Below are 20,457 nucleotides of genomic sequence, written 5' to 3'. Positions count from 1 at the left end.
CCATAGGCAAGCCAAGTCAAAATTGTAATCCCAAAACGCCGCCATGTCAAGGGTTGGAGCTTGTCATCCCAGCTAGCCCGATCTTTTCGGCGATGGTATAATTCAACTAATTCCCCAGGAGGTGATGGATTGGAATTGTTGAATAAAACCGAAGCGCTCGGAACGCTTCTGCTGCGCCTGGCGGAAAGGCATCCGCAGCGTGATTTTCTGGAGAAGCAGCGGTACCGGACGGCTGGCGGCAAGCGCGGCGAAGAACGGCTGAAGGCGCGTTTCAAGGAATTCTGGATTGAGGAGGAGTTTACCGCGGTCTGGGACGTCAGCCTCACGCTCGGCGACTGGCCCGTCCAGATCGACGGCCTATTGCTGACCGAACGCTGCGCGGTCGTTATCGAATCAAAGAACATCAGCGACGAAATCCATTTCGATGAAGCGACCGGCGAATTTTTCCGCATCACCCCGGATGGCAATAAAACCACCCTGGAAGACCCGCGCGTCCAGCTCGCCAAGCATGTCCGCTTCCTGGAACGCTGGTTCCGGCTGCGGAAGATTTCGCTGCCGGTCACCGGACTCTCTGTCTTCACGGCGAAGCAATGCGAATTCGCTTCGAAGCCGCGTGGCGCACCCATCTGCAAAGCTTATCAAATGCCCGAATACTTGCTGAACATCTGGCAGTCGTATCCCCCCAACGCTGCGAGCCCCAAACTCCCGAAAATCAGCAAGCTGCTTCTCAGCCATCAAACCCCTTTTAGACGGAACCCTCTTTGCCAACACTATTCAATTGATGCAGCCGACTTGAAAACCGGCGTCCTGTGCCGCGAATGCCGAACACTCACCATGAAACGCATGAAGCGCGGATGGACCTGCAGCAGCTGCGGCCGACGCGACCCGCTCGCACACGAATTTGCGGTGCGCGAATACTTCTCGCTCGTCGGCAGCGTCCTGACGAATCAGGAATTCCGGCGGTTTTGCGGAGTGGAATCGCGGCATGTCGCTTCAAGACTGTTAAGCCAACTCGATTTAGAAGTTGCTGGAAATCTAAAAGCCCGAGTCTACCGTTTGAAAATTAATCAATAGATGGATGCCTCCTTCGAACATTTTCGCGGGAGGTTTTTTGTCGAAAATTGTTGAACGATCATAAAGTACCGCTGAGCGATCATAAAAATTTTTGAACGATCATTACTACTGCTGAACGAGCACAAAACTTCCTGAGCGATCATAAATTCTCCTAAACGATCATAAAATCACTTCCTCTTCGAATATCACCTATCTCCAACTTCCAAAAAGATAAAAAACCAACGGATTGCCCCGCTTCAGAAGAAAAACGGCACTTCTTTCCTGCCTTAAACCGCCACGTCCCTTATCCCTTTCGCATTTCGCCTGCGAAATGCCAGGCATTCCCGCCCTTTTTGGCACCGCCCCATCTCCGCTTCACGCCGCCGCTCTCCAAACCGCCTCCAAAAAAGCGCATCTCCCTGCCAAAAACCATCCAAAATCACTCCAACGCCAAACCCCCGAATGCCTAAAGCAACCGCTGCCGCGTTTGCTCCTAAAAGAAGGGCGCTTCCCGCAAGCGGAAAGCACCCAATCTCCCAAGCCGCATCCCGGATCCGTTTGGAATCGCTGCATGAAAAAACCGCCTGCGGGAAATCCCGCAGGCGGTTGGTGAAACACGCGCTTTTATTACATGAACATCCCGGCGATTGCTGCACTCAGGAGTGAGGCAAGCATACCGGCCGCAACAGCACGGATGCCGAGGCGAGCGATGTCCGGGCGGCGGCTTGGCGCCATCGCTCCAAGTCCGCCAAGAAGGATAGCAAGTGAGCTCAAGTTTGCGAAGCCGCAAAGCGCAAAGCTGACAACGAGGACTGTCTTGGGCGACAAGTCTTCGATTTGCGGGGCAAACGAAGTGTAAGCGACAAATTCATTGAGCACCAATTTCTGCCCGATGAAGCTGCCGGCACGGACCGCTTCTTCCCACGGTACGCCGATTGCGAACGCAAGCGGGGCGAAGATGACGCCGAGAATACTTTGGATGGTCAGGTCGTCATTGCCAAACCAGCCGCCGATCCCGCCGAGCATGCCGTTCAGAAGTGCGATCAAAGCGATGAACGCCAAGAGCATTGCACCGACATTCAGCGCCAGCTGCAAGCCGTCGGAGGCGCCGCGCGCGGCAGCGTCAACGACATTGACCGATGTCTGGTCTTTTTCCATAACGAAGTCTTTCTCGATGACTTCTTCCGTTTCCGGAATCATGATTTTCGCCATGATCAGACCGGCAGGCGCTGCCATGAAGCTCGCAGCGAGCAGGTATTCCAGCGGCACACCGAGAAGTGCGTAACCCGCAAGCGTCGAACCGGCTACTGATGCCAGTCCTCCTGTCATGACCGCAAACAGCTCAGAGCGGGTCATGCCCGCGATGAACGGGCGGATGACCAGCGGCGCTTCCGTCTGGCCGACGAAGATGTTCGCCGCAGCTGAAATCGATTCCGCTTTGCTCGTTCCGAGAAGTTTCGATAGCGCCCCTCCGAGGATCTTGATGATAAACTGCATAACACCTAAATAGTAAAGCACTGAAATCAAAGAAGAAAAGAAGATGATGATCGTCAACACTTGGAACGCGAAGACAAAGCCGAAGCCCTGTACGTCAGCCGCCGGGCCGAATACGAAGGAAATCCCTTCACCCGCATAGTTGATGACGTTCTGGACGAGGTTCGAGAGGCCCAAAAGCGCCTTTCTCCCAAGGTCCCATTCCAGTACCATGAATGCGAACGTGATCTGGATGGCCAGACCGCCGAGAATCGTCCGCGGCTTGATGGCTTTTTTGCCGCTTGATAATAAGAAGGCGATTCCAAGAACCACGAATACGCCAAAGATGCCCCATAATAAATTCACAACTTCACCTCATTATTTTCTCCGGTTTGAAACGCTTTCATTCCATTCCGGTATTTGCCGAAACTAGTCTTCCGTCGTCTGACATCTTACCAAAACCGTGCAAAGAAGTAAATGTACATCATGTGACAAATTCTTATCCAAAAAAGTTGCAATATCGGGAACATTTCGACTACTAAAAACTCAGCCTTCCCCTTCCGGCTTTTTAAGGAAGAAGGCCATGATGATCCCGATGCCGCTCAATACGCCCGCGACCATGAACGAAATGTTGACGCCGCGCACCAGACCCTGCATGCCGTACTCGCTCGCGTCCAGCGCGGTCCCCGTCATAATCGTCACAAGCAGTGCGGTGCCGATCGAGCCGGAAACCTGGCGCATCGTGTTGCTCATTGCGGTCCCGTGCGGAATCAGGTGTTCCGGCAATTGATTGAGCCCCGCAGTCGTTACGGGCATCATGACCATAGCGACGCCGAGCATTCGTACTGCGTGGCTGATGGCGAGATAAGCGAACGGCGTCTCGGTCGTCAGCACTGTGAATTGGAAGGTGCTCGCCGTCACGAGGGACAGGCCGACCACCGCCAGCCATTTGCCGCCGACGGCATCAAAGATGCGGCCGGTGACCGGGTTCATCACACCCATGACGATCGCCCCCGGCAGCAGCATCAAGCCTGACTCAAACGCGGTGAAGCCGTGCATGTTCTGCATGTAGATCGGCAGGATCGTTGCGCTCCCCATCATGGAAATGAAAACGATGACGCTGAGTACGGTCGAAAGGGTAAATATGCCGTAGCTGAACACCTTGAACTCAAGGAGCGGCTCTTTCAAGTGCAATTGGCGGTGGATAAACAGCACGAGCGCAATGGCGCCGATGCCGATCGAAAGGAGGAACTGAGCGCTTCCCCAGCCGATTGACCCGGCACTGGAGAAAGCGTAGAGGATTCCGCCGAATCCTGCGGTCGATAGGATGACCGAAAGGATATCGAGTGTCGGGAATGTCTGCTTCGTAACATTCCTCAAAAAGAAATAGGCCAGCAAAAGATCGATCAATGCAATCGGGATGACGATATAGAACAGCGCGCGCCACGGATACTGGCCCACAATCCAGCCGGACAGCGTCGGGCCGAGCGCCGGCGCGAATGAAATGACCAGCCCGTAGATGCCCATCGCCTGTCCCCGTTTTTCAACCGGAAAGATGACGAACAGCACCGTTTGCGTCAACGGCATCATGATGCCCGCACCGGATGCTTGGATGATGCGCCCGGCAAGCAGCACTGAAAATCCGGGTGCGAGCGCGCAGATGATCGTGCCGGCTGCGAACAGGCCGATTGCCGCCATGAACAGCGCGCGGGTGGAGAATTTGCCGATCAGGAACGCCGTGACCGGAATCATCACGCCGTTTACCAGCATGAAAACCGTCGTCAGCCATTGGGCGGTGTTGGCGTTGATCCGGAGATCCTCCATGATATGCGGCAAGGCGGTGGCAAGGAGCGTCTGGTTGAGAATGGCGACAAATACGCCAGCCATCAGCACTCCGAGAAGCGGCCCTTTTCTTATGCCTTCGCCTCGCGGGACTTCCTGGATATTCGCCAAAGACGCCACCTCCCTTTCTGCCGGATGCTCGTTTCCTCCCGAAACTGCTTTCTATACACTACTTACCCGGGCAAAGTCCAATTATGCCGATTTTATTCGCATCGATGAAAAAAACGCGCAGCCGGAAATGGCTGCGCGTCAGGAGGTCAAGCGGCTTTCTCTTTGCGGTGCGTGAAGCGGTAGTACACTAAATACAAAGCCGGAATCATCACCAGCGTGAATAGGCCGGAGAATGTCAGCCCGGCAATGATCGTGATGGCCAGCGCTTCAAACAGCGGATCGCCCGATAAGGCGACCGGAATCAATGCGACGATCGACGTGATCGACGTCAGGACGATCGGCTTGATGCGGGCATAGCCCGATTCGATGATCGCTTCCTGGATGTTGAAATTGCCGGACAAACGCCGCACCTCGACAAAGTCGATCAGGACGACCGCGTTCCGGACCACGATCCCGGTCAGCGACACAATCCCCATCACACCGAGGAAACTGAGCGGCGTCTGCGTCAGGAACAGGCCGAGGATGGCGCCTGAAATGCCGAGGTATACCGCAATCAGCACAAGGAACGGCAAGCCGAACGATTTGAACTGGAACGCGATGACCAAGTACACCAGCAGAATGACGACAAGGAACAGGACGCCGATTTCGGCAAAGAACGCTTCCTGGTCCGAGTTCTCGCCGCCGGTCGAAATCTCGAAGCCTTCCGCCAGCTGCGCTTTTTCAGCGTCAGCGACGGCAAGCATGCTGTTCTCGAAATCTTCCGCTTCGCCGAATGCTTTCAGCGTGATGGCGCGTTCCGCCGATTGGTGCGGAATCTGCGCGACCACTTCGGTTTCTTCAGCCGTCAGCAATCCTTCGAGGCCAACAAAGGTCGGCGGGCCTTCAGTTGCGGCCGCCGGCACTTGGAACGAGGCAAGATCGATCGGCTGCCCTTCCTCGATCCCGCTCTGCTTCAGCGTCACCCCTAACGGCGTCGCACCTTCATAAATGCTGTAGAGCGGGACGCCTTGCGTCAGCAGCTGGAGCTGGTTGGTCACCGTGCTGAGCGCGATGCTGTTTTCCTGCAGCGCCGCTTCATTCGGCACGTATTCGATGGCCGGAACCGGATCACCCAGGTTGTCGGTCACCACGTCAGCGCCTTCTGCGAGCATATTCTCTTTCAGGCGGTCGCGGATCGCTTCCAGCTCAGCAAGTTCCGGACCGGTGACGGTCACTGTCACCGGTGCGCCCACCGGCGGCCCCTGGACAATCGTATCCAGGAAAATTTCAGCTTCCGGGTAGCGCTCGCGCAGCTCCGGCTGCCATTTTTCGATAAAGGCCGCAGCAGTCGTCGCCTCGCGGTCGATGCGGATTGCCGCCTGCCCGGTATTGGCGCCGGTGTTGTCCATCGATGCTGCGAACAAGCTAGGCAAGCCTTCACCAGTGAAGACGGCGATTTCATCGACATTTCCGTCTTCATTTCGCAGCTCTTCCGTTACGTCAGCCATGAACGCATCGGTTTCTTCGATGGTCGTCCCTTCCGCCAAGCGGATGTCCATCGTCACTTCGCGGCGGTCTGCAGCCGGGAAAAACTCGAATGGCGTAAAGAAGGCAAGCGCAAGGAATGCAGTCGCAACCACCAGCCCGCCGATGCCGACGAGGAGCGGGCGTTTCATGACGCCGCGTAGAACCTTATTGGAATAAAACCCTGCCAGCTTTTCAAGCGGCTTTCCAAGGAACCCCGGCGTATCGGAAATCGGCTTCCGCCGGCGCTTCGTTTTCAGGTATTGCATCATCGGCACAAGCGTAATTGACAAGATTGTCGAGGCGATGATCGTCGTGATCAGGATGCTCGGCAGCGCCTTGATGAACGCCCCGTTGCCGCCGGAAAGAAGCAGGAGCGGCGAGAACGTCACGACGATGGCGAGACTGGATGAAATGATCGATGAATACACTTCTTTGACGCCGTTGATGGCGCCGTCTTTCGGTGAATCGCCCAGCTTGTAGCGCCGCTGGATATTGTCGTTGACGACGATGCTGTCATCGACGAGGATCCCGATGGCGATGATCAGGCCGATGACGGAAATCTGATTCAAGTCGACACCCATGAACGGGATCGGGATGAGGCCGGTGAGCACCGTGACCAAGACGGTGAGCGCAACGGTTAAGGCCCCGAACAGCGTCAATCCTGCTGTAGTGACGATGAGCACAGCAAGCACGGCGATCAGCAGCGCTTCGTAAAGCCCCTCGAAGATTGTCGTGACATTTTCCGCCTGGGATTCGTAGCGTTCCGCTTCGACGCCAGCCGGCAGCCCTTCCGTAAACTCTTCGATCCGTTCCGAAACGCCTCTATCGACGCCCGGTACATCCTGCCCGGTCTGCAGAAAGACCGTATAGGAAATCGCCCGTTCACCTTCGAACGTCACGATGTCCGTTGTGGCTTCATCGACCCTTTCGATGGTGGCAATGTCTTCGAGCGGTACTGCAGCCGATCCGACTTGGAGCGCCTGCAGCTTTTCGATGCCTTCGCCCTGCTCGACCGTCAGCACCACTTGTTCGTTGCCGTTGTCATGTGTGCCAAGCGACAAGGGCTGGTTTGCCCCTTGCAGCGACTGCAGCACTTCAAACGGCTGGAGCCGGTTTTCGGCGAGCGCATCGGAATCGAGCTCGATCAGCACTTGCTGGCTGTTCAAGCCTTTGACCGTCGTGCCCGCGACCCCGTTGACAGCTTCCACTTCTTCGGACAATGCGGCAAGCTCTTCGCCCATGCCGGCAAGTCCCGCTTCATCCCCGTAGAACATATAGGAGACAAGCGGGAAGGTCAGATCCAGCTTTTCGACGGTCGGCGCCTGCGCGCCTTCCGGGAACCCTCCCGATGCACGCTGCACCTGCTGCTGCATCTCACTCACCAGGCTGTCAGGGTCAAACCCGTCTTCCAGCTCAAGCGTGATGATGGAGGCGGAATTGGCGGAAACGGATTGCATCGATGAAACGCCGTCCACTTTCTGCAGTTCCCGCTCCAAAGGATTGGTCAGGGAAGTTTCGACTTCCTCCGGCCCGGCTCCCGGTAAAATAGCCGATACGAGCACAAGGTTCGGCGGCGTCTCCGGAATCTCCCGCTGCGGCAGCGTCGTAAAGACGTACGCTCCGATCAGCATGAGAATAAAGAATAGGAAAAGGAATAGTTTACTCCGCTCCAGTAAATAGTTCATAATGCGCCCCCTCTTTTTTGTATAACTATTGTATAACTAATTTTCAGAAGACGCCATTGCCAACTCTCGGAAAAAATAAAAAAACGGCCGGTGGATTCCGGCCGTCAACGCTACAAGGAATGGGCTTTACGGTGTTTCATCAAATACGCGGCGGCGAAAATCAGCAACGGCGGAACTATGCTCAATTTGAACCAGAGACTCCCGCTTCCGTCAAATGCAATCAGCGCCATCGGGACCAGTAGAGCCGCCCCGCTCCAAAGCAACGCTTTCCAGGAACGTTTCCATAACCCGTAAACCAGCAGCACGACCGATGCGATGACGAGCGACCAGAGCAGAATTCCCATCAGGAATAAGCCCATGATATTGTTCCTCCCCAACCGTATTTTATTATCTATCTACTTCTCTATACCCGCTCTGAAACCCTTTCAGCAGAAGGGGAAAAGAAAAATTTCCTGTGCTACAGACAATGAAAAACTGCAGGCGCCTCCGGGTGGGAGGCCGCCTGCAGCGGGTATCTGTTTACAGGTTTTTCAGGAACAGCCGAATGACATCGGCGCCGCCGATCAGGTTGCCGGCGGAAGTCCCGAGGTTTGTCAGCACGACGACCAGCAGGACGCGCGTGACTTTATTGTCCCAGAAGCCCTTCAAGGTGAAGACGTCCTGGGAAAGCGTTTCGAAATCGCCGACGTTCGGGCGGCGCACCCATGCCTGCATGAGGCCGGAGAACCAGCCTGCAGCAAGCAGCGGGTGGAGCGCTCCGACCGGCCCACCGACAAATGCGGTCAGGATGGCGAGCGGATGGCCGAACGCAAGGGCTGCTCCGATTGCACCGAGCGACGCGGTCCACAGCACCCAGCTGATCGTGCCGTCGATGCCGGCGGCCGGGTTGTTGTAGAATGTGATGGCGAGAAGCACGACCAAAAGGATCGGCAATGCCCAGCCGAGGATCTTCGGCCATTTCGACTTGGGCGGCACCTGTGCGAGCGCTTCGAGGTCATGTTCATTATGGATCTCTTTCGTGATGCCGGGCACGTGTGCCGCACCAAGGACTGCCACCACTTTCTGGCCCGGCGCATCTTTGATCTTCTGCGCGAGGTACTGGTCGCGTTCGTCAATGAGCGGTTTTTTGAGTTTCGGGAACGATTGGGTGAAATCATTCAGCACGGCGTTCAGCGTATCCTGCGATTTCATCTTCTCAAGGTCCTCTTCGGAGATCGTCTCTTTGCTGAAGATGCTGAAGAATACGGACGTCAGCAGCTGGGATTTCCCCATAAAGCCGATATTGCTCCAGATGCGCGCGAACGTCACTTGGATGTTGCGGTCGGCAAGGACCAGCTCAGCGCCTGTCTCTTTCGCCGACTCGATGCCCTGGATCATTTCCTGCCCCGGCTTGATGCCAAACTGGTCGGCCAGCCGGTTCTGGAACGAGGAGATCGCCAGGTTCATCAGAAGCAGGCTCGATTTCTTTTCCTTGATGACTTTGAAAATATCCGTCTCTTTCCATTTGCTGTTTTCGGTCACCGACTGGTAGCGCTGCGCGTCTAGCTCGATGCACACCGAGTCCGGGCGCTCGGCTTCGATGACTTCTTTGACCTGCACGGCGCTTTGCCGCGACACATGCGCAGTTCCGATCAGGATGAACTCGCGCCCGTCGATATGGAGGCGCGTAATATTATCTTCATGCATGGGGTTACTTCCTTCATTAGAGTTAAATTTCCTTCCGCGGCACCGCGAAAAGACTGTCTATTTCAATAATGAATCACCTGAGGAAAAATATCAACGCCCGGCCCTTCATTTTTTCAGATTTCACAATTGTTCCGTTTACAGATTGCGTACGTTGAACGTATTGCCGTTTTGGATGTCGCCGTATTCAAAGCCGCGGTAGAACCAGCGCTGGCGCTGTTCGGAAGTGCCGTGAGTGAAGCTTTCCGGCACGACATAGCCGCGCGAACGCTTCTGGATCGTGTCATCGCCGACTGCGCTCGCTGCACGCAGCGCTTCCTGCAAGTCGCCTTCTTCAAGCACGTCCATGCCCTCCGCATGATGCGCCCAGACGCCCGCGTAATAATCCGCCTGAAGCTCAAGCCGCACCTGAAGCTTGTTGTATTCTTCCTCGCTCAGCTGATTGCGCATCGGCTGGACTTTTTCCATGACACCGAGCAAATTCTGCACATGATGCCCCACTTCATGGGCGATGACATAGGCCATCGCAAAATCGCCGGGTGCCTGGAACTGACGCTGCAGCTCTTCATAGAAACTCAGATCAATGTAAAGCTTCTGGTCTCCCGGGCAATAGAACGGCCCGACCGCCGATCCCGCTGTCCCGCAGGCCGATTCGACGCTATTGGTGTACAGAACGAGCGTCGGCTCGACATATTCAAGCCCCTCTTCCGCAAACACCTGCGACCAGACCGTCTCCGTATCCGCGAGGACGACCGACACAAAATCCGCCAGTTCCTCTTCCTGTTCCGTCGCCACATACGGCTCACCCGATTGCGCCGGCGCTCCGCCGCCCATGCCGTTCAGGACGGCGCCCGGGTCTCCTCCGAGAAACGCCACCAGCAGGAATATCAGCAAACCGCCGATCCCGCCGCCAGCGGCAATTGTTCCGCCGCCCACTCCTCTTCCCCTTCTGTCTTCTACATTTCCGCTCCCTGCTCTGCCTTTCCATTTCATCGCGCTTCTCTCCTCGCCTGTTAGCCTTTTTTCTTAAGCCTATACCCCGTTCCGTACTTCCCTTAACCCTCAAGCGAGCCGGTAGACCAAAAACCGTTCCCGGAAATCGGCTTCCGACCCGGGCAAAGCGATTTCCTGCACCCGCTCGAAGCCCGTGCGGTACTCCAAAAACTCGATATAATCCTCAGACGGGAAAAACAGGATCAGCTCGACAGGCCGCTGGATTTTCTCCACAGACCTCAGCACATTCTGCACCACTTTCATGAAAATCTGGACAGAAAACGGATTGAAGAAATAAAACCGGTTATCCTCAGGCTGTACGCGGTAATTCTCCGCAAATTCACATTGGAAGCGGATGCGCCCTGTTGCGCTGGGGGTCCTTTTTTCATAGCGGATCAAATTCTGCATCGCTTCCTCGAACAGGCCGGGGTCCATTTCAATACCCACAGCCTCACTGCCGAACAGGTGGTGGACGTAAAATGCAAGCCGCCCCTTGCCGCAGCCGAAATCCACGAGGCGGTCCCCCGGCGCCAGCCGGTAGGCCGCGAAAAGCTCGGCAAGCAAGGCATAAGGGGTCGGTTCATAGCGGTTGTGGTGGAGCGAGTCATGGAATCCCTGCTGGATCCCTTCAGTCCGTATGTTCAAATCGGCGTCTTGCTGGCGTTCATTCATCAACATTTCCCCTTTCCCTGTAAATTCCGCTGCGCTGCTATTGCAATTTTCGGCGGAATTTGGTAAAGTCTAGCTAATTCAATAATTTCTTGCTCCGGTCTTCCGGAGTGAGGATAGAGGTGCAAACACCATCAGTAGACAGCCCGAGGACGATGAGGTCCGGCGACGGCTGCTGAAAGGGGTTTTTGCCGAAGTGGAGAGGCGCTCATCGCCGAACCCGCTGGGCCTGCATTCAATAGATGCAGGACTGTCATATAGGAGACTATATGGAGGGCTATCTGATGCAAGAGCTGGGCGGTACACACACCGGTTCTATGGCAGCAACGAGACCCTCGTTGCTGTTTTTTTGTTTTTTTCGATAGACTCATCACCTCTGATTTTACTAAAAAAATGAGAAAAGGGTGGTATTTATGAATTTCGGACAAGTAGTAACAGCAATGGTGACGCCATTTGACGCCAACGGAGACATCGACTTCCCCGCAACTGCCGCATTGGTCGAGCACCTGATCCAAAACGGCTCGGACGCACTTGTCGTCGCCGGCACCACCGGCGAATCGCCAACCCTGTCAGCGGATGAAAAAATCGAGCTTTTCAAGTTTGTCGTTGAAACGGTCCAAGGCCGCATCCCGGTCATCGCTGGAACCGGCTCGAACAATACACGCGCATCGATCACCTTGACCCAAGGCGCCGAAGAGGCGGGTGTCGACGGCATCATGCTCGTGACGCCTTATTACAACAAACCTTCCCAGGAAGGCATGTTCCAGCATTTCCAGGCCATTGCGACTTCAACCCACCTGCCGGTTATGCTCTACAACATCCCGGGCCGCAGCGTCGTCAACTTGTCTGTCGACACAGTCGTGCGCCTGTCGGCGATCCCGAACATCGTCTCGATCAAAGAAGCGAGCGGAAACCTCGATGCTGCCGCTGAAATCATCGAACGCACACCGGAAAGCTTCACACTCTACAGCGGCGATGACGGCTTGACGCTGCCGCTTCTCTCGATCGGAGGAACCGGAATCGTCTCTGTTGCCGCCCACGTGATCGGCCGTGAAATGCAGGAAATGGTTTCAAGCTTCAAAACGGGTGATACGCAGAAGGCGGCCCAGATTCACCGGAAACTGCTTCCGGCGATGAACGCGCTGTTCGCCGCGCCGAATCCGGTGCCGGTGAAAACCGCACTCAACCTGACCGGCGTGCCGGTTGGCGGAGTCCGCTTGCCGATGGTGCCGCTCACAGAGCAGGAAACCCTAACCTTACAGGAAGCTTTAGCTCCTGTCGTACAAATGAAAGCCAAGCAGTCTTAATAAAAAAAGAAACCCGTTGAAGCGATGCTTCAGCGGGTTTTAAGGCTGTCGAGAAAATTCCTATAAAATGAATCCTAAAAAACGAATTTTTCACACCGCTTCGGCCGCTTAGGGCATGGCTTTCGCTATGAGCCGGGAAAAGTACCCGTCTCATAGCAAAACCCTTCTGCTCCTGCACCGCTGCGCTAGCTTCGTCGCAAATAAAATGGCCCAAACTGCTTTTGGGCCATTTTATTGCCTAGCCCGTGGACGCGCCGGCGCTGGTTTCTCTCTTATTAGCTGATAACTCTACCCGTTTTAACAGTGCTACCTCAGATATGGAGCAAAACGGCGGAGAAAACCGTACTGCTCCTTCAGCGCTGCGCGCTTCGTCGCAAAGACTTGCCCTCGCAGGCTTCGGGTAAGTCTTGCCTGCGGGAAAGCGAGACAGCCGAGACCCCGCAGGGAGCGAAGCGACTGAGGAGGCTTGGCGCTCGCCCGCGGCAAAGAGATGGCTCTAAGGAAGTTTGAGCCATCTCTTTGCGACGAGCGCATAGCGCGCAGGAGCACAGGGTTTTACGCAGCTGTTTTGCGGAATATCGGTTATTTATTTTAAAAGAAATTAAATCTATATCTTTCTCAACATGCTAGAAACCCGCCGAAGCGATGCTTCAGCGGGTTTTTTGGTTTTATTCGGATTCAGCGGCCAGTTTTTTGAACGCCTGCTTGAGGCTGCCGCCGAGGGCTAGTCCTCTGATGTCGACGCCAAGATTGGTGATGGTCTGGGCGATTTCAGGACGGATGCCCGTCAAGATGCCGCGGATGCCGACCAGTTTCAGCGATTCAGTCAGTTTGATGATCTGCTCTGCTACCATGGCATCGACTTTGACAACGCCGGACAAATCGATGATGAGTGTTGATACCTGAAGGCGCGAGACCGCAATCAGCGTTTTCTCCAACAGGTAATGGGCACGGTCCATCTCGATGTCGCCGACAATCGGCAGGATGGCGATTTCATCGTTCACCGGGACGACCGGCGAAGACAGCTCAAGGAATTGCTTCCGCGCATCGCTTAAGTTCTTCTGGTAAGCATTGATATAAGAGAAGCTATAGGAATGGGCCGCATGGTCAAGGAGCGAGTGGAAAAATTCCAGGACATCCAAAAGCATTTCAAACTCCATGCCTTCATGGACTGCTTCCGACTTCAGCACTTTAGCGATATGCTTCCGGTACAGATGGGTTTCCCCGAGCGCCTGGTCAAGCATCATTCCCTGCTCCAGAAAATAATTCCCGGTCGAATGCCCCCATTCCGAAATTTCAGCGAAAGCCGTTTTCGCATCAAAATAATTCCGGATCGATTTTCCGATCAGGCCGATCAGGCTGGCCCGGAACTCGATGACGGTTTCAAGCAAACCTGCTAGCTCTTCTAATTCTTGAGGAGTCTTATGTTTCAAAGCCTCTTCCTGAATCAGGCCGGCGATTAAATATCTATCTGCTTCTACTCGTTCTCCGAGCATTTTCACTTCTTTTTCCATGGTTACCTCCGCTAATAACATTAGTCACAGTCTGAATTCATTATAACCATCAACAGCACCTTTGCGAAAGCTTTATATTTGCAGGCCTCCCATGTTTCTCAGCCCGCTGCCACGCGGTTTCGGCCAGCGCTTTTCGCCTCATAGAGCGCTTTGTCCGCCCGCTCAAACAGCGTGTCGGAATCATCCCCCGGCATAAAGGCGGCCACGCCGATGCTGACGGTTATGCTGACATTGAGCCATTCTGCCCTTTCGAGGCCGCGGCGCACCCCTTCCGCAAGCTCCAGCGCCGCCTCCTTCCCTTTTTGTGGAAGCACAATGACAAATTCCTCGCCGCCCAGCCGGGCCACGACGCCTCTATTTCCGATTTCCGCTTCCAGTTTCCAGGCCAGTTCCTGTAGCACCGCATCGCCCATCTGGTGGCCGTATGTATCATTGACGCGTTTGAAGAAATCGATGTCGACTGCAAGGAGCGACAACTCCATGCCGCCTTCCGCTTTCCCGGTCAATTCCTCAAGCAGCGCTTCCAGGCTGCGCCGGTTTTTCAAGCCGGTCAGCGGATCGAGCGCGGCGAGCTGGTAGAGGTTTTCATTGAGTTCTTCGAGTTCCCCTTGTTTGGCCTCCACTTCCGCCAGCAGCGCTTTTAATTTTTCATACGCATCAGCGGTCTCGCGGTTGATCTTTTCCGCTTCGCGTTTGGCCAGCAGCAATTCCTTCTCGTATTCATCCCGCACGGTCATCCCGATCATGGCGCATTCAAAAAAGCCGTTCCGTTCTGCTGCATTCATCAGCACTGGAACCGGCCCTTCCGCGCTTTTCAGCGTCAAGAACATTTCGTTCACTTTGCCATGCAAGGTAATTGACGGCATGAAATACGTCTGGAAATAAACTCTTGAAGCGACCGTCAGCAGGTCATGGACATGCACCGGCGCGCGCTCCGTGCCCGCCATCTCCCGCATCGCTTGGTTCATTTCGATGATGCGGTTCGTGCGGTCGATGACCAGATAGCCGAATGGCGCAAGATTCAATTGTTCATCCATGTCCATCCCCTCCGATCATCTGTCTAAAAACGCTTGGATATGAGCGACCGTCTCTTCCGCATCGCTGATATGCGGGTTATGGCCCATTGCCTCCATGACGATCAGTTCGCTGCCGCCGATCCGGCTGTGGACGAAGCGGCCGACTTCCGGCGGGGCAATGGCATCGAATTGCGGCTGCAGGATTAGCGTCGGAACGGAGACTTTCTCCAGCTCCTCGCGCACATCGGAAGTGAACGTCACTTCCGCGAATTGCCGGGCAATCACCGGATCGTTCGAGCACAGGATCTGCTCAAACTCCTGCGCCAGTTCCGGGCGGTCTTTGTTCTGCATGACGACAGGCGCCAGGTATTTCGCCCATTCCTTATAATTGAGCTCCATCATATCGAGCAATTCGTTGATATCCGTCTGTTCAAAGCCGCCGTAGTAGCCATCTTCATTCATATAGAATGGCGAAGGGCCGATCATCACCAGTTTGTCCATCAGTTCTGGTCGCTCGATCGAGGCCAGCATGCCGATCATGCTTGAGACCGAATGCCCGACGAAGACGATTTTCTCGAATTCGAGCGCGTCGCACAGTTCGAGCAGATCCTGCTTATAGCCGTGCAAGGTTCCGTAGCGTTCGGTCGAATAGGCCGATTTGTCGCTTTTTCCGGATCCTACATAATCGAACAGCACCACCCGGTATTTGTCTTCGAATGCCGGCGCGATTTCGCTCCAGACGTACTGGTCGCAGCCGAATCCGTGGCCGAATACCAGCACTTGGCGGCCGTGGCCAAGCAGTTTGACGTTATTGCGTTTGACGATCTGTTCAAGCATGAAACTCTCTCCCTTGTATGTAAAAACGTACTTTTTTAATGAAAACCCATCGTGCTTAACCGACTTTTATCATAGCATTTGTTGAAAAAAGTACCAATACATATGTGGTTATTCCCATTTCCCTCTTCCTGAAGATGACCCGAACGGACAAGAAAAAAGCCGGCCGGTTGCCGGTCAGCCTCTTCCTTCCCGCTCCATCCGCTCCCGCACCCCGCCGGAAACTTCCGTGCCTCCCGCCATCGGATGGTAGAGGCTTCCCGATGTGTAAGGGGCCGGCGGTGCTTCCCGGATCACTTTCTGCACCTGCTTGGCGTTCATCTTTTCCGCAACGCCCGGCATCAGTTTCCGGGAGATGGCAGCAGCTGAGGATTTGCCGCCGACATCGACGTTCTTCTGCGGATTGTCGATCAGTCCGATCATGGCATCGACGACCTCCTGCGGATCGTCCATCGGCTTCATCTCAGCAGCATGTCCGGTGTAATTCGCCGTATGTTCAAACCACGGCGTATCCGTTGCCCACGGATGGAGTGTGCAGACATGGATTCCGTCATAACCGCCAAGCTCCATTTCCTGCTGCAATGCGGCGCTGAGGCCGTTCACAGCAAATTTGGTCATGCTATAAGGGGTGTAATAGGGAAATGGGACCTTGCCGGCAATCGAACCGACATTGATGAGGATACCCGATTTCCGTTCCTGAAAATGGCGCAGCGCAAAATGGCTGCCGAACATCGTTCCGAGCACATTGATATGGACAGCCCGGGTGATGTCTTCTGCCGGCACTTCGGTGAACGGTCCGATTGCCCCCACTGCTGCATTGTTGATCCAGACATCGATATGCCCGAAACGCTTGAGCGCCTCTTTTACTATCTTGGCGACATCCGCTTCCAGGCTGACATCGGCCGTCACAACCAGTGTGTTCTCCCCGCATTCTTCTGCCAGTTCTTCTAGCAGTGCGGTGCGCCGTGCAGCCAGGACAAGGTTCGCTCCTTCTTCCGCCAGCCGGCGAGCCGCCCCTTTTCCAAAACCGCTCGAAGCGCCGGTGATGACGATCGTCAGGCCGTTCCGTTTAGCTGTCTTTCCCATGGATTTCTCCTCCTGTCCGTTTTTTTTCCAACGGCTGCTTGTGCTTCCACCGTTCCCGCAAATCGCCCGACACTTCCGTCCCTTCCGGCTGCGGTTCGAACAGGCTGCCGGAAGTCGCCGGCGTGTAGGGGGAGTTCTGCAGCATCTTCATCAAGAATTGGCCGTCCAGTTTTTCGGTCAGCTCCGGCATCAACCGGTGAGCAAAGATGGCCCCTTTCACCTTAAAGCCAATTTCCAATGTTTCTTTTGGCGAGTCGATCAAGCCGAGGATCTCATCAATCACTTTTTCCGGATCATCCGCCGGCCCGATGTCGATGGAATGGCCGCTGTAATTGCCGGCATGATAGGTCCACGGCGTGTCCGTCACCCATGGATGGACGGCGCAGACATGAATATCCTTTCTGCCTTCAAGCTCCATTTCCTGATACAGCCCTTGGGTAAGTGCAGAAATCCCGAATTTGGTGGCGGAATAAACAGCCCCGTATGGCAGAGGCACATAATAGACAAACGACGACAGATTGATGAGCGTGCCACGTCCGCGCTCCAGAAAATGCCGCATCGCGTGGTGGCTGCCGTAGACCGTGCCGAGAAGATTGACTTCCACCAGGCGCCGCTGGTCCGTAAGCGGCACTTCGGTGAACGGCCCGATGATGCCGAGCCCGGCATTGTTGATCCAGACATCGACTTTCCCGAACGCCCGAAGCGCTTCCTCCATCAAATGCGCTATATCCCGCTCGTTGCTGATGTCCGTCGTCACCGCGAGCGCGTTCGGCCCCAATTGTTCCGCCAGCTCTTCGATCAATGCGGTCCTGCGGGCAGCCAGCACCACATTGGCCCCCTGTGAAGCGAGTTTTTGCGCCATGCCTTTGCCGAATCCGCTAGAAGCACCCGTCACGACCACCGTCAATCCAACCCGTGAAGTTTTCCCGTCCATCCGCTTTCCCTCCTGTAGGTAGAAAATAAAAGCGATTGCTAGCCAAATACCCCTTTCCTGTTTAGAAAAACACGTTTCACGGCTCAAAACCCCTGATTTCCGATTAAAACAGCGCTTTAATGAGGAAACTTTTTCCTCATCTTTCTTTTTGTATAACTTTCAAATCCAAAAGACCTAAAATCCGGGTGGAATGTTTATCAAGCAGAAGATGCCGGGTACACTACCCATACCTTAACTTTCAGGTAAAGCATCAAAACTTAGGAGGAATATAACATGAAAAAACATGGTGATAAACTGATCGGAGCATTTGATGTACAGGCTGAAGTATTGAACAAGATTACGGAATTAAAGCAGCAGGGATATAGCGAGGACCATATCTATGTAGTAGCGCAGGACCACGACCAGCTGTCGATGGTCGAACGCCAGACAGACGTACACGTGGATACCGATTCAACAGGATCAACCGGTTCAACAGGAAGCTCCCAGAAAGAGGAAGGCTTCATGGGCAAATTCATGAACCTGCTCGCAGGCGAAGAAGCTTCAAACGAAGCATACAACCGCATGGGATTGGACGATGAATACCGCCAGCACCTGGAATCCGGCAAACTGCTGGTTTATGTGGACAGCGATTACGACTCGTCATACCGCGAATACAATGAGCGCCGCGGCACGACAGGTGCGAACTTCACATCGGGCACTACAACGGATACCACTTCAACGAATGAAGAGGAACACTTGCGCCTTCACGAAGAACGTTTGAATGTCGGCAAAGAGCGCGTGAAAACGGGCGAAGTGAACGTCGGCAAACACGTCGTGGAAGAAGAGCGCACAATCGAAGTACCAGTTGAGCGCGAGGAAGTATTTGTTGAGCGCCGTCCGGTCAACGAAGATTCTGCAACTTACACGGACCGCGACGGAACGTTTGATTCGAAAGACGCTTATACAGAAGGCGAAACGATCCGCGTACCGCTGACTGAAGAGCGCGTGGACGTAACGAAAAAAGACGTCGTATCGGAAGAGATTGTCGTCGGCAAGCGCAAAGTCCAGGATACCGAGCATGTCAACGAAACCGTCCGCAAGGAAGTGGCGGACATCGACGGCGATGTAACGGACAAGGACCGCGGCATTCTAGATAACGACCGCAAAGACCGTGACCGTTTCTAATAAGGAAGAAGATGAAAAGGCAGCCTCCGGGCTGTCTTTTTTATATTGGTTTTGAGTACTTCAAACCGACATAAACCTTCTCCATTTTCCGAATTCTTTATTGATGGCATGTAAAGGTGATTAAAGATACATTTAATTTTTTGAATATTTAGGTATTTTGTTGACAAATTTTTTTTCGGCTGATAAATTTGGCATAGACCGAAAGTGTATCGAGTGCAATGAAGCTCATCAAAGTTAAGGAGGCTACAAGGTGGATCATTTCGATGGAAAGAAGATTTTAATCCTCAGCGGAATTGCGCATATGGTGAATGTCGTGGAAACCGCCAAAAAGATGGGGTTTTATACAATTGTGACCGACAAGTCGCCAGGCTCCCCGGCCAAAGCGGTCGCCGACAAGCATTACGATATCAGCACCTCGGATATTGAACAGCTCGCGGAAATCGCCCGGGCTGAAGGCGTTCACGGGGTTTTCAACGGATTTGACGACCTTAATACGTGGAATGCCCTGGCACTGTGCGAACGCCTGAACCTGCCTTATTACGCCACAAAAGAACAACTGGAAATCTGCTCCAACAAAGACCAATTCAAAGCGCATTGCCGCAAATTCGGGGTGCCTGTCATCGAGGAATACGCATTGGACAGTCAGCTGGCTGAAGAAGACATCGCCCGACTCAGCTTCCCTGTCATCGTCAAGCCGGTCGACAGCTACGCGAGCCAGGGCATCACCATCTGCTACAGCGAAAACGAACTGAAAGACGGCTACATAAAAGCGGCGGAGCAATCGAAATCCGGCGGCGTCATCGTGGAACGGTTCATCGACAACAGCTACGGAACAATGATGTACTATACGGTCCAAAACGGCGAAGTGTATTTGTCGGCTGTCACGGACCGCCACGTCCACCAGCATTTTAAGGATCTGCCGCCGCTGCCGATCGCCGTGGCGTTCCCTTCCGTCCACCGCGAGCTTTACCTGGAGGCCGTCGATCCGCAAGTGCGCGCCATGCTGAAAGGCATGGGCATCCGGAATGGCGTGCTCATGATCCAGGCGCTTTACGACAACGGCGAGTTTTTCATCTACGAAATGGGCTTCCGCATCAGCGGATCCCAGCATTATACGATCGTCGAAAAGCAGACCGGCATCAACCTGCTCGAAATGATGCTCGACCATGCAGTCGGAGAAGAACTCGGAAAATATGACATTTCCGCATTCGATGACAGCTATATCCCATATCCGTCCTGCAACCTGCCGATCCTGCTGGACAATGGCACTATCGCTGAAATTAGGGGCCTCGAGGACGTGCTGGCGATGCCGGAAGTGCTGTCGTTCGTTTCCAGCCGGCATGTGGGCGATGTCATCCAGCATACCGGCTCCTATTCCCCGATGTTCGGGCGCTTCAACCTTGTCGCAGGATCGCTCGAAGAACTGCACGATGCCATCGAGAAAATTTACCAAACGCTCCAAGTCGTTTCTGATGAAGGAGAGGACATGATTCTCGTCCGTTACCGCCCCGCTGAAACACTGAGCCAAAAATAAAAGCAAAAGACCGCCTGGCATGCAGCGGTCTTTTGCTTTTTCTATTGGGGCGC

At 54.4% G+C, this 20,457-nt stretch carries 16 protein-coding genes and 1 riboswitch; of the genes, 4 read left to right on the top strand and 12 right to left on the bottom strand.

The window, feature by feature from the left end:
* Positions 1 to 129: 129 nt before the first annotated feature.
* Positions 130 to 1,074: a nuclease-related domain-containing protein gene (locus ACTL32_RS05745; RefSeq protein ID WP_441340567.1), complete on the top strand. Its 945-nt coding sequence runs from the start codon at positions 130 to 132 to the stop codon at positions 1,072 to 1,074.
* A gap of 606 nt (positions 1,075 to 1,680) precedes the next feature.
* Here the strand turns inward: ACTL32_RS05745 and ACTL32_RS05740 are convergent.
* From ACTL32_RS05740 to ACTL32_RS05710, 7 genes are all read right to left on the bottom strand, one after another.
* On the bottom strand, positions 1,681 to 2,892 hold the full coding sequence (locus ACTL32_RS05740) for a NupC/NupG family nucleoside CNT transporter (RefSeq protein ID WP_441340566.1): 1,212 nt from the start codon (positions 2,890 to 2,892) through the stop codon (positions 1,681 to 1,683).
* A 180-nt stretch (positions 2,893 to 3,072) separates the two neighbouring features.
* Entirely contained in the window at positions 3,073 to 4,413 is a 1,341-nt protein-coding gene (locus tag ACTL32_RS05735; protein WP_441340688.1) for a DHA2 family efflux MFS transporter permease subunit, read from the bottom strand.
* A 212-nt stretch (positions 4,414 to 4,625) separates the two neighbouring features.
* Positions 4,626 to 7,670, bottom strand: coding sequence for an efflux RND transporter permease subunit (locus ACTL32_RS05730; RefSeq protein WP_441340565.1), 3,045 nt, complete (start codon positions 7,668 to 7,670; stop codon positions 4,626 to 4,628).
* A 110-nt stretch (positions 7,671 to 7,780) separates the two neighbouring features.
* Positions 7,781 to 8,029, bottom strand: coding sequence for a hypothetical protein (locus ACTL32_RS05725; RefSeq protein WP_441340564.1), 249 nt, complete (start codon positions 8,027 to 8,029; stop codon positions 7,781 to 7,783).
* Between the two features lie 160 nt (positions 8,030 to 8,189).
* Positions 8,190 to 9,356 carry a TraB/GumN family protein gene (locus ACTL32_RS05720; RefSeq protein WP_441340563.1) on the bottom strand — a complete coding sequence of 389 codons (1,167 nt, stop codon included), beginning with the start codon at positions 9,354 to 9,356 and terminating at the stop codon, positions 8,190 to 8,192.
* Positions 9,357 to 9,491: 135 nt separating this feature from the next.
* Positions 9,492 to 10,346 carry a KPN_02809 family neutral zinc metallopeptidase gene (ypfJ, locus tag ACTL32_RS05715; RefSeq protein WP_441340562.1) on the bottom strand — a complete coding sequence of 285 codons (855 nt, stop codon included), beginning with the start codon at positions 10,344 to 10,346 and terminating at the stop codon, positions 9,492 to 9,494.
* A 69-nt stretch (positions 10,347 to 10,415) separates the two neighbouring features.
* A complete protein-coding gene (locus ACTL32_RS05710; protein WP_441340561.1) occupies positions 10,416 to 11,018 on the bottom strand; it encodes an SAM-dependent methyltransferase in 603 nt (200 codons plus the stop codon).
* 106 nt (positions 11,019 to 11,124) lie between these two features.
* Positions 11,125 to 11,303, top strand: a riboswitch (Lysine riboswitch).
* Positions 11,304 to 11,428: 125 nt separating this feature from the next.
* Between ACTL32_RS05710 and dapA the strand changes: the two genes are divergently transcribed.
* Positions 11,429 to 12,322 carry a 4-hydroxy-tetrahydrodipicolinate synthase gene (gene dapA / locus ACTL32_RS05705; protein WP_441340560.1) on the top strand — a complete coding sequence of 298 codons (894 nt, stop codon included), beginning with the start codon at positions 11,429 to 11,431 and terminating at the stop codon, positions 12,320 to 12,322.
* Between the two features lie 668 nt (positions 12,323 to 12,990).
* Here dapA and ACTL32_RS05700 read toward each other — a convergent pair.
* The 5 genes from ACTL32_RS05700 to ACTL32_RS05680 all read right to left on the bottom strand — a co-directional run bounded on the left by ACTL32_RS05700 (position 12,991) and on the right by ACTL32_RS05680 (position 17,706).
* Positions 12,991 to 13,836 (bottom strand): STAS domain-containing protein, encoded by an 846-nt coding sequence (locus ACTL32_RS05700; RefSeq protein WP_441340559.1) that lies wholly within the window; start codon positions 13,834 to 13,836, stop codon positions 12,991 to 12,993.
* A gap of 98 nt (positions 13,837 to 13,934) precedes the next feature.
* Positions 13,935 to 14,873: a diguanylate cyclase gene (locus tag ACTL32_RS05695; protein WP_441340558.1), complete on the bottom strand. Its 939-nt coding sequence runs from the start codon at positions 14,871 to 14,873 to the stop codon at positions 13,935 to 13,937.
* Positions 14,874 to 14,888: 15 nt separating this feature from the next.
* A complete protein-coding gene (locus ACTL32_RS05690) occupies positions 14,889 to 15,689 on the bottom strand; it encodes an alpha/beta fold hydrolase (protein WP_441340557.1) in 801 nt (266 codons plus the stop codon).
* A 174-nt stretch (positions 15,690 to 15,863) separates the two neighbouring features.
* Complete coding sequence (locus tag ACTL32_RS05685) at positions 15,864 to 16,772, bottom strand: SDR family NAD(P)-dependent oxidoreductase (protein ID WP_441340556.1); 909 nt, start codon at positions 16,770 to 16,772, stop codon at positions 15,864 to 15,866.
* On the bottom strand, positions 16,756 to 17,706 hold the full coding sequence (locus tag ACTL32_RS05680; RefSeq protein ID WP_441340555.1) for an SDR family NAD(P)-dependent oxidoreductase: 951 nt from the start codon (positions 17,704 to 17,706) through the stop codon (positions 16,756 to 16,758). Before ACTL32_RS05680 ends, ACTL32_RS05685 begins: the two co-directional genes overlap by 17 nt.
* 273 nt (positions 17,707 to 17,979) lie before the next feature.
* Here ACTL32_RS05680 and ACTL32_RS05675 point away from each other — a divergent pair, with 273 nt between their 5' ends.
* Together ACTL32_RS05675 and ACTL32_RS05670 are read left to right on the top strand one after the other, a co-directional pair.
* A complete protein-coding gene (locus ACTL32_RS05675) occupies positions 17,980 to 18,870 on the top strand; it encodes a DUF2382 domain-containing protein (RefSeq protein ID WP_441340554.1) in 891 nt (296 codons plus the stop codon).
* A 250-nt stretch (positions 18,871 to 19,120) separates the two neighbouring features.
* Complete coding sequence (locus ACTL32_RS05670; protein ID WP_441340553.1) at positions 19,121 to 20,404, top strand: ATP-binding protein; 1,284 nt, start codon at positions 19,121 to 19,123, stop codon at positions 20,402 to 20,404.
* The last annotated feature ends 53 nt before the right edge of the window (positions 20,405 to 20,457 follow it).

This window comes from Planococcus sp. FY231025, assembly GCF_052078085.1.
GTDB lineage: Bacteria > Bacillota > Bacilli > Bacillales_A > Planococcaceae > Planococcus.
Note: the sequence above shows the minus strand (reverse complement) of the source record. Positions and strands in the feature narration are given on the sequence as shown.

Coding starts and splice junctions, on each gene's coding strand:
- ACTL32_RS05730 (WP_441340565.1), bottom strand. CDS start 7,670: ATGAACTATTTACTGGAGCGGAGTAAACTATTCCTTTTCCTATTCTTT.
- ACTL32_RS05735 (WP_441340688.1), bottom strand. CDS start 4,413: ATGGCTGGCGTATTTGTCGCCATTCTCAACCAGACGCTCCTTGCCACC.
- ACTL32_RS05710 (WP_441340561.1), bottom strand. CDS start 11,018: ATGAATGAACGCCAGCAAGACGCCGATTTGAACATACGGACTGAAGGG.
- ACTL32_RS05680 (WP_441340555.1), bottom strand. CDS start 17,706: ATGGACGGGAAAACTTCACGGGTTGGATTGACGGTGGTCGTGACGGGT.
- ACTL32_RS05685 (WP_441340556.1), bottom strand. CDS start 16,772: ATGGGAAAGACAGCTAAACGGAACGGCCTGACGATCGTCATCACCGGC.
- ACTL32_RS05695 (WP_441340558.1), bottom strand. CDS start 14,873: ATGGATGAACAATTGAATCTTGCGCCATTCGGCTATCTGGTCATCGAC.
- dapA (WP_441340560.1), top strand. CDS start 11,429: ATGAATTTCGGACAAGTAGTAACAGCAATGGTGACGCCATTTGACGCC.
- ACTL32_RS05690 (WP_441340557.1), bottom strand. CDS start 15,689: ATGCTTGAACAGATCGTCAAACGCAATAACGTCAAACTGCTTGGCCAC.
- ypfJ (WP_441340562.1), bottom strand. CDS start 10,346: ATGAAATGGAAAGGCAGAGCAGGGAGCGGAAATGTAGAAGACAGAAGG.
- ACTL32_RS05675 (WP_441340554.1), top strand. CDS start 17,980: ATGAAAAAACATGGTGATAAACTGATCGGAGCATTTGATGTACAGGCT.
- ACTL32_RS05720 (WP_441340563.1), bottom strand. CDS start 9,356: ATGCATGAAGATAATATTACGCGCCTCCATATCGACGGGCGCGAGTTC.
- ACTL32_RS05700 (WP_441340559.1), bottom strand. CDS start 13,836: ATGGAAAAAGAAGTGAAAATGCTCGGAGAACGAGTAGAAGCAGATAGA.
- ACTL32_RS05725 (WP_441340564.1), bottom strand. CDS start 8,029: ATGGGCTTATTCCTGATGGGAATTCTGCTCTGGTCGCTCGTCATCGCA.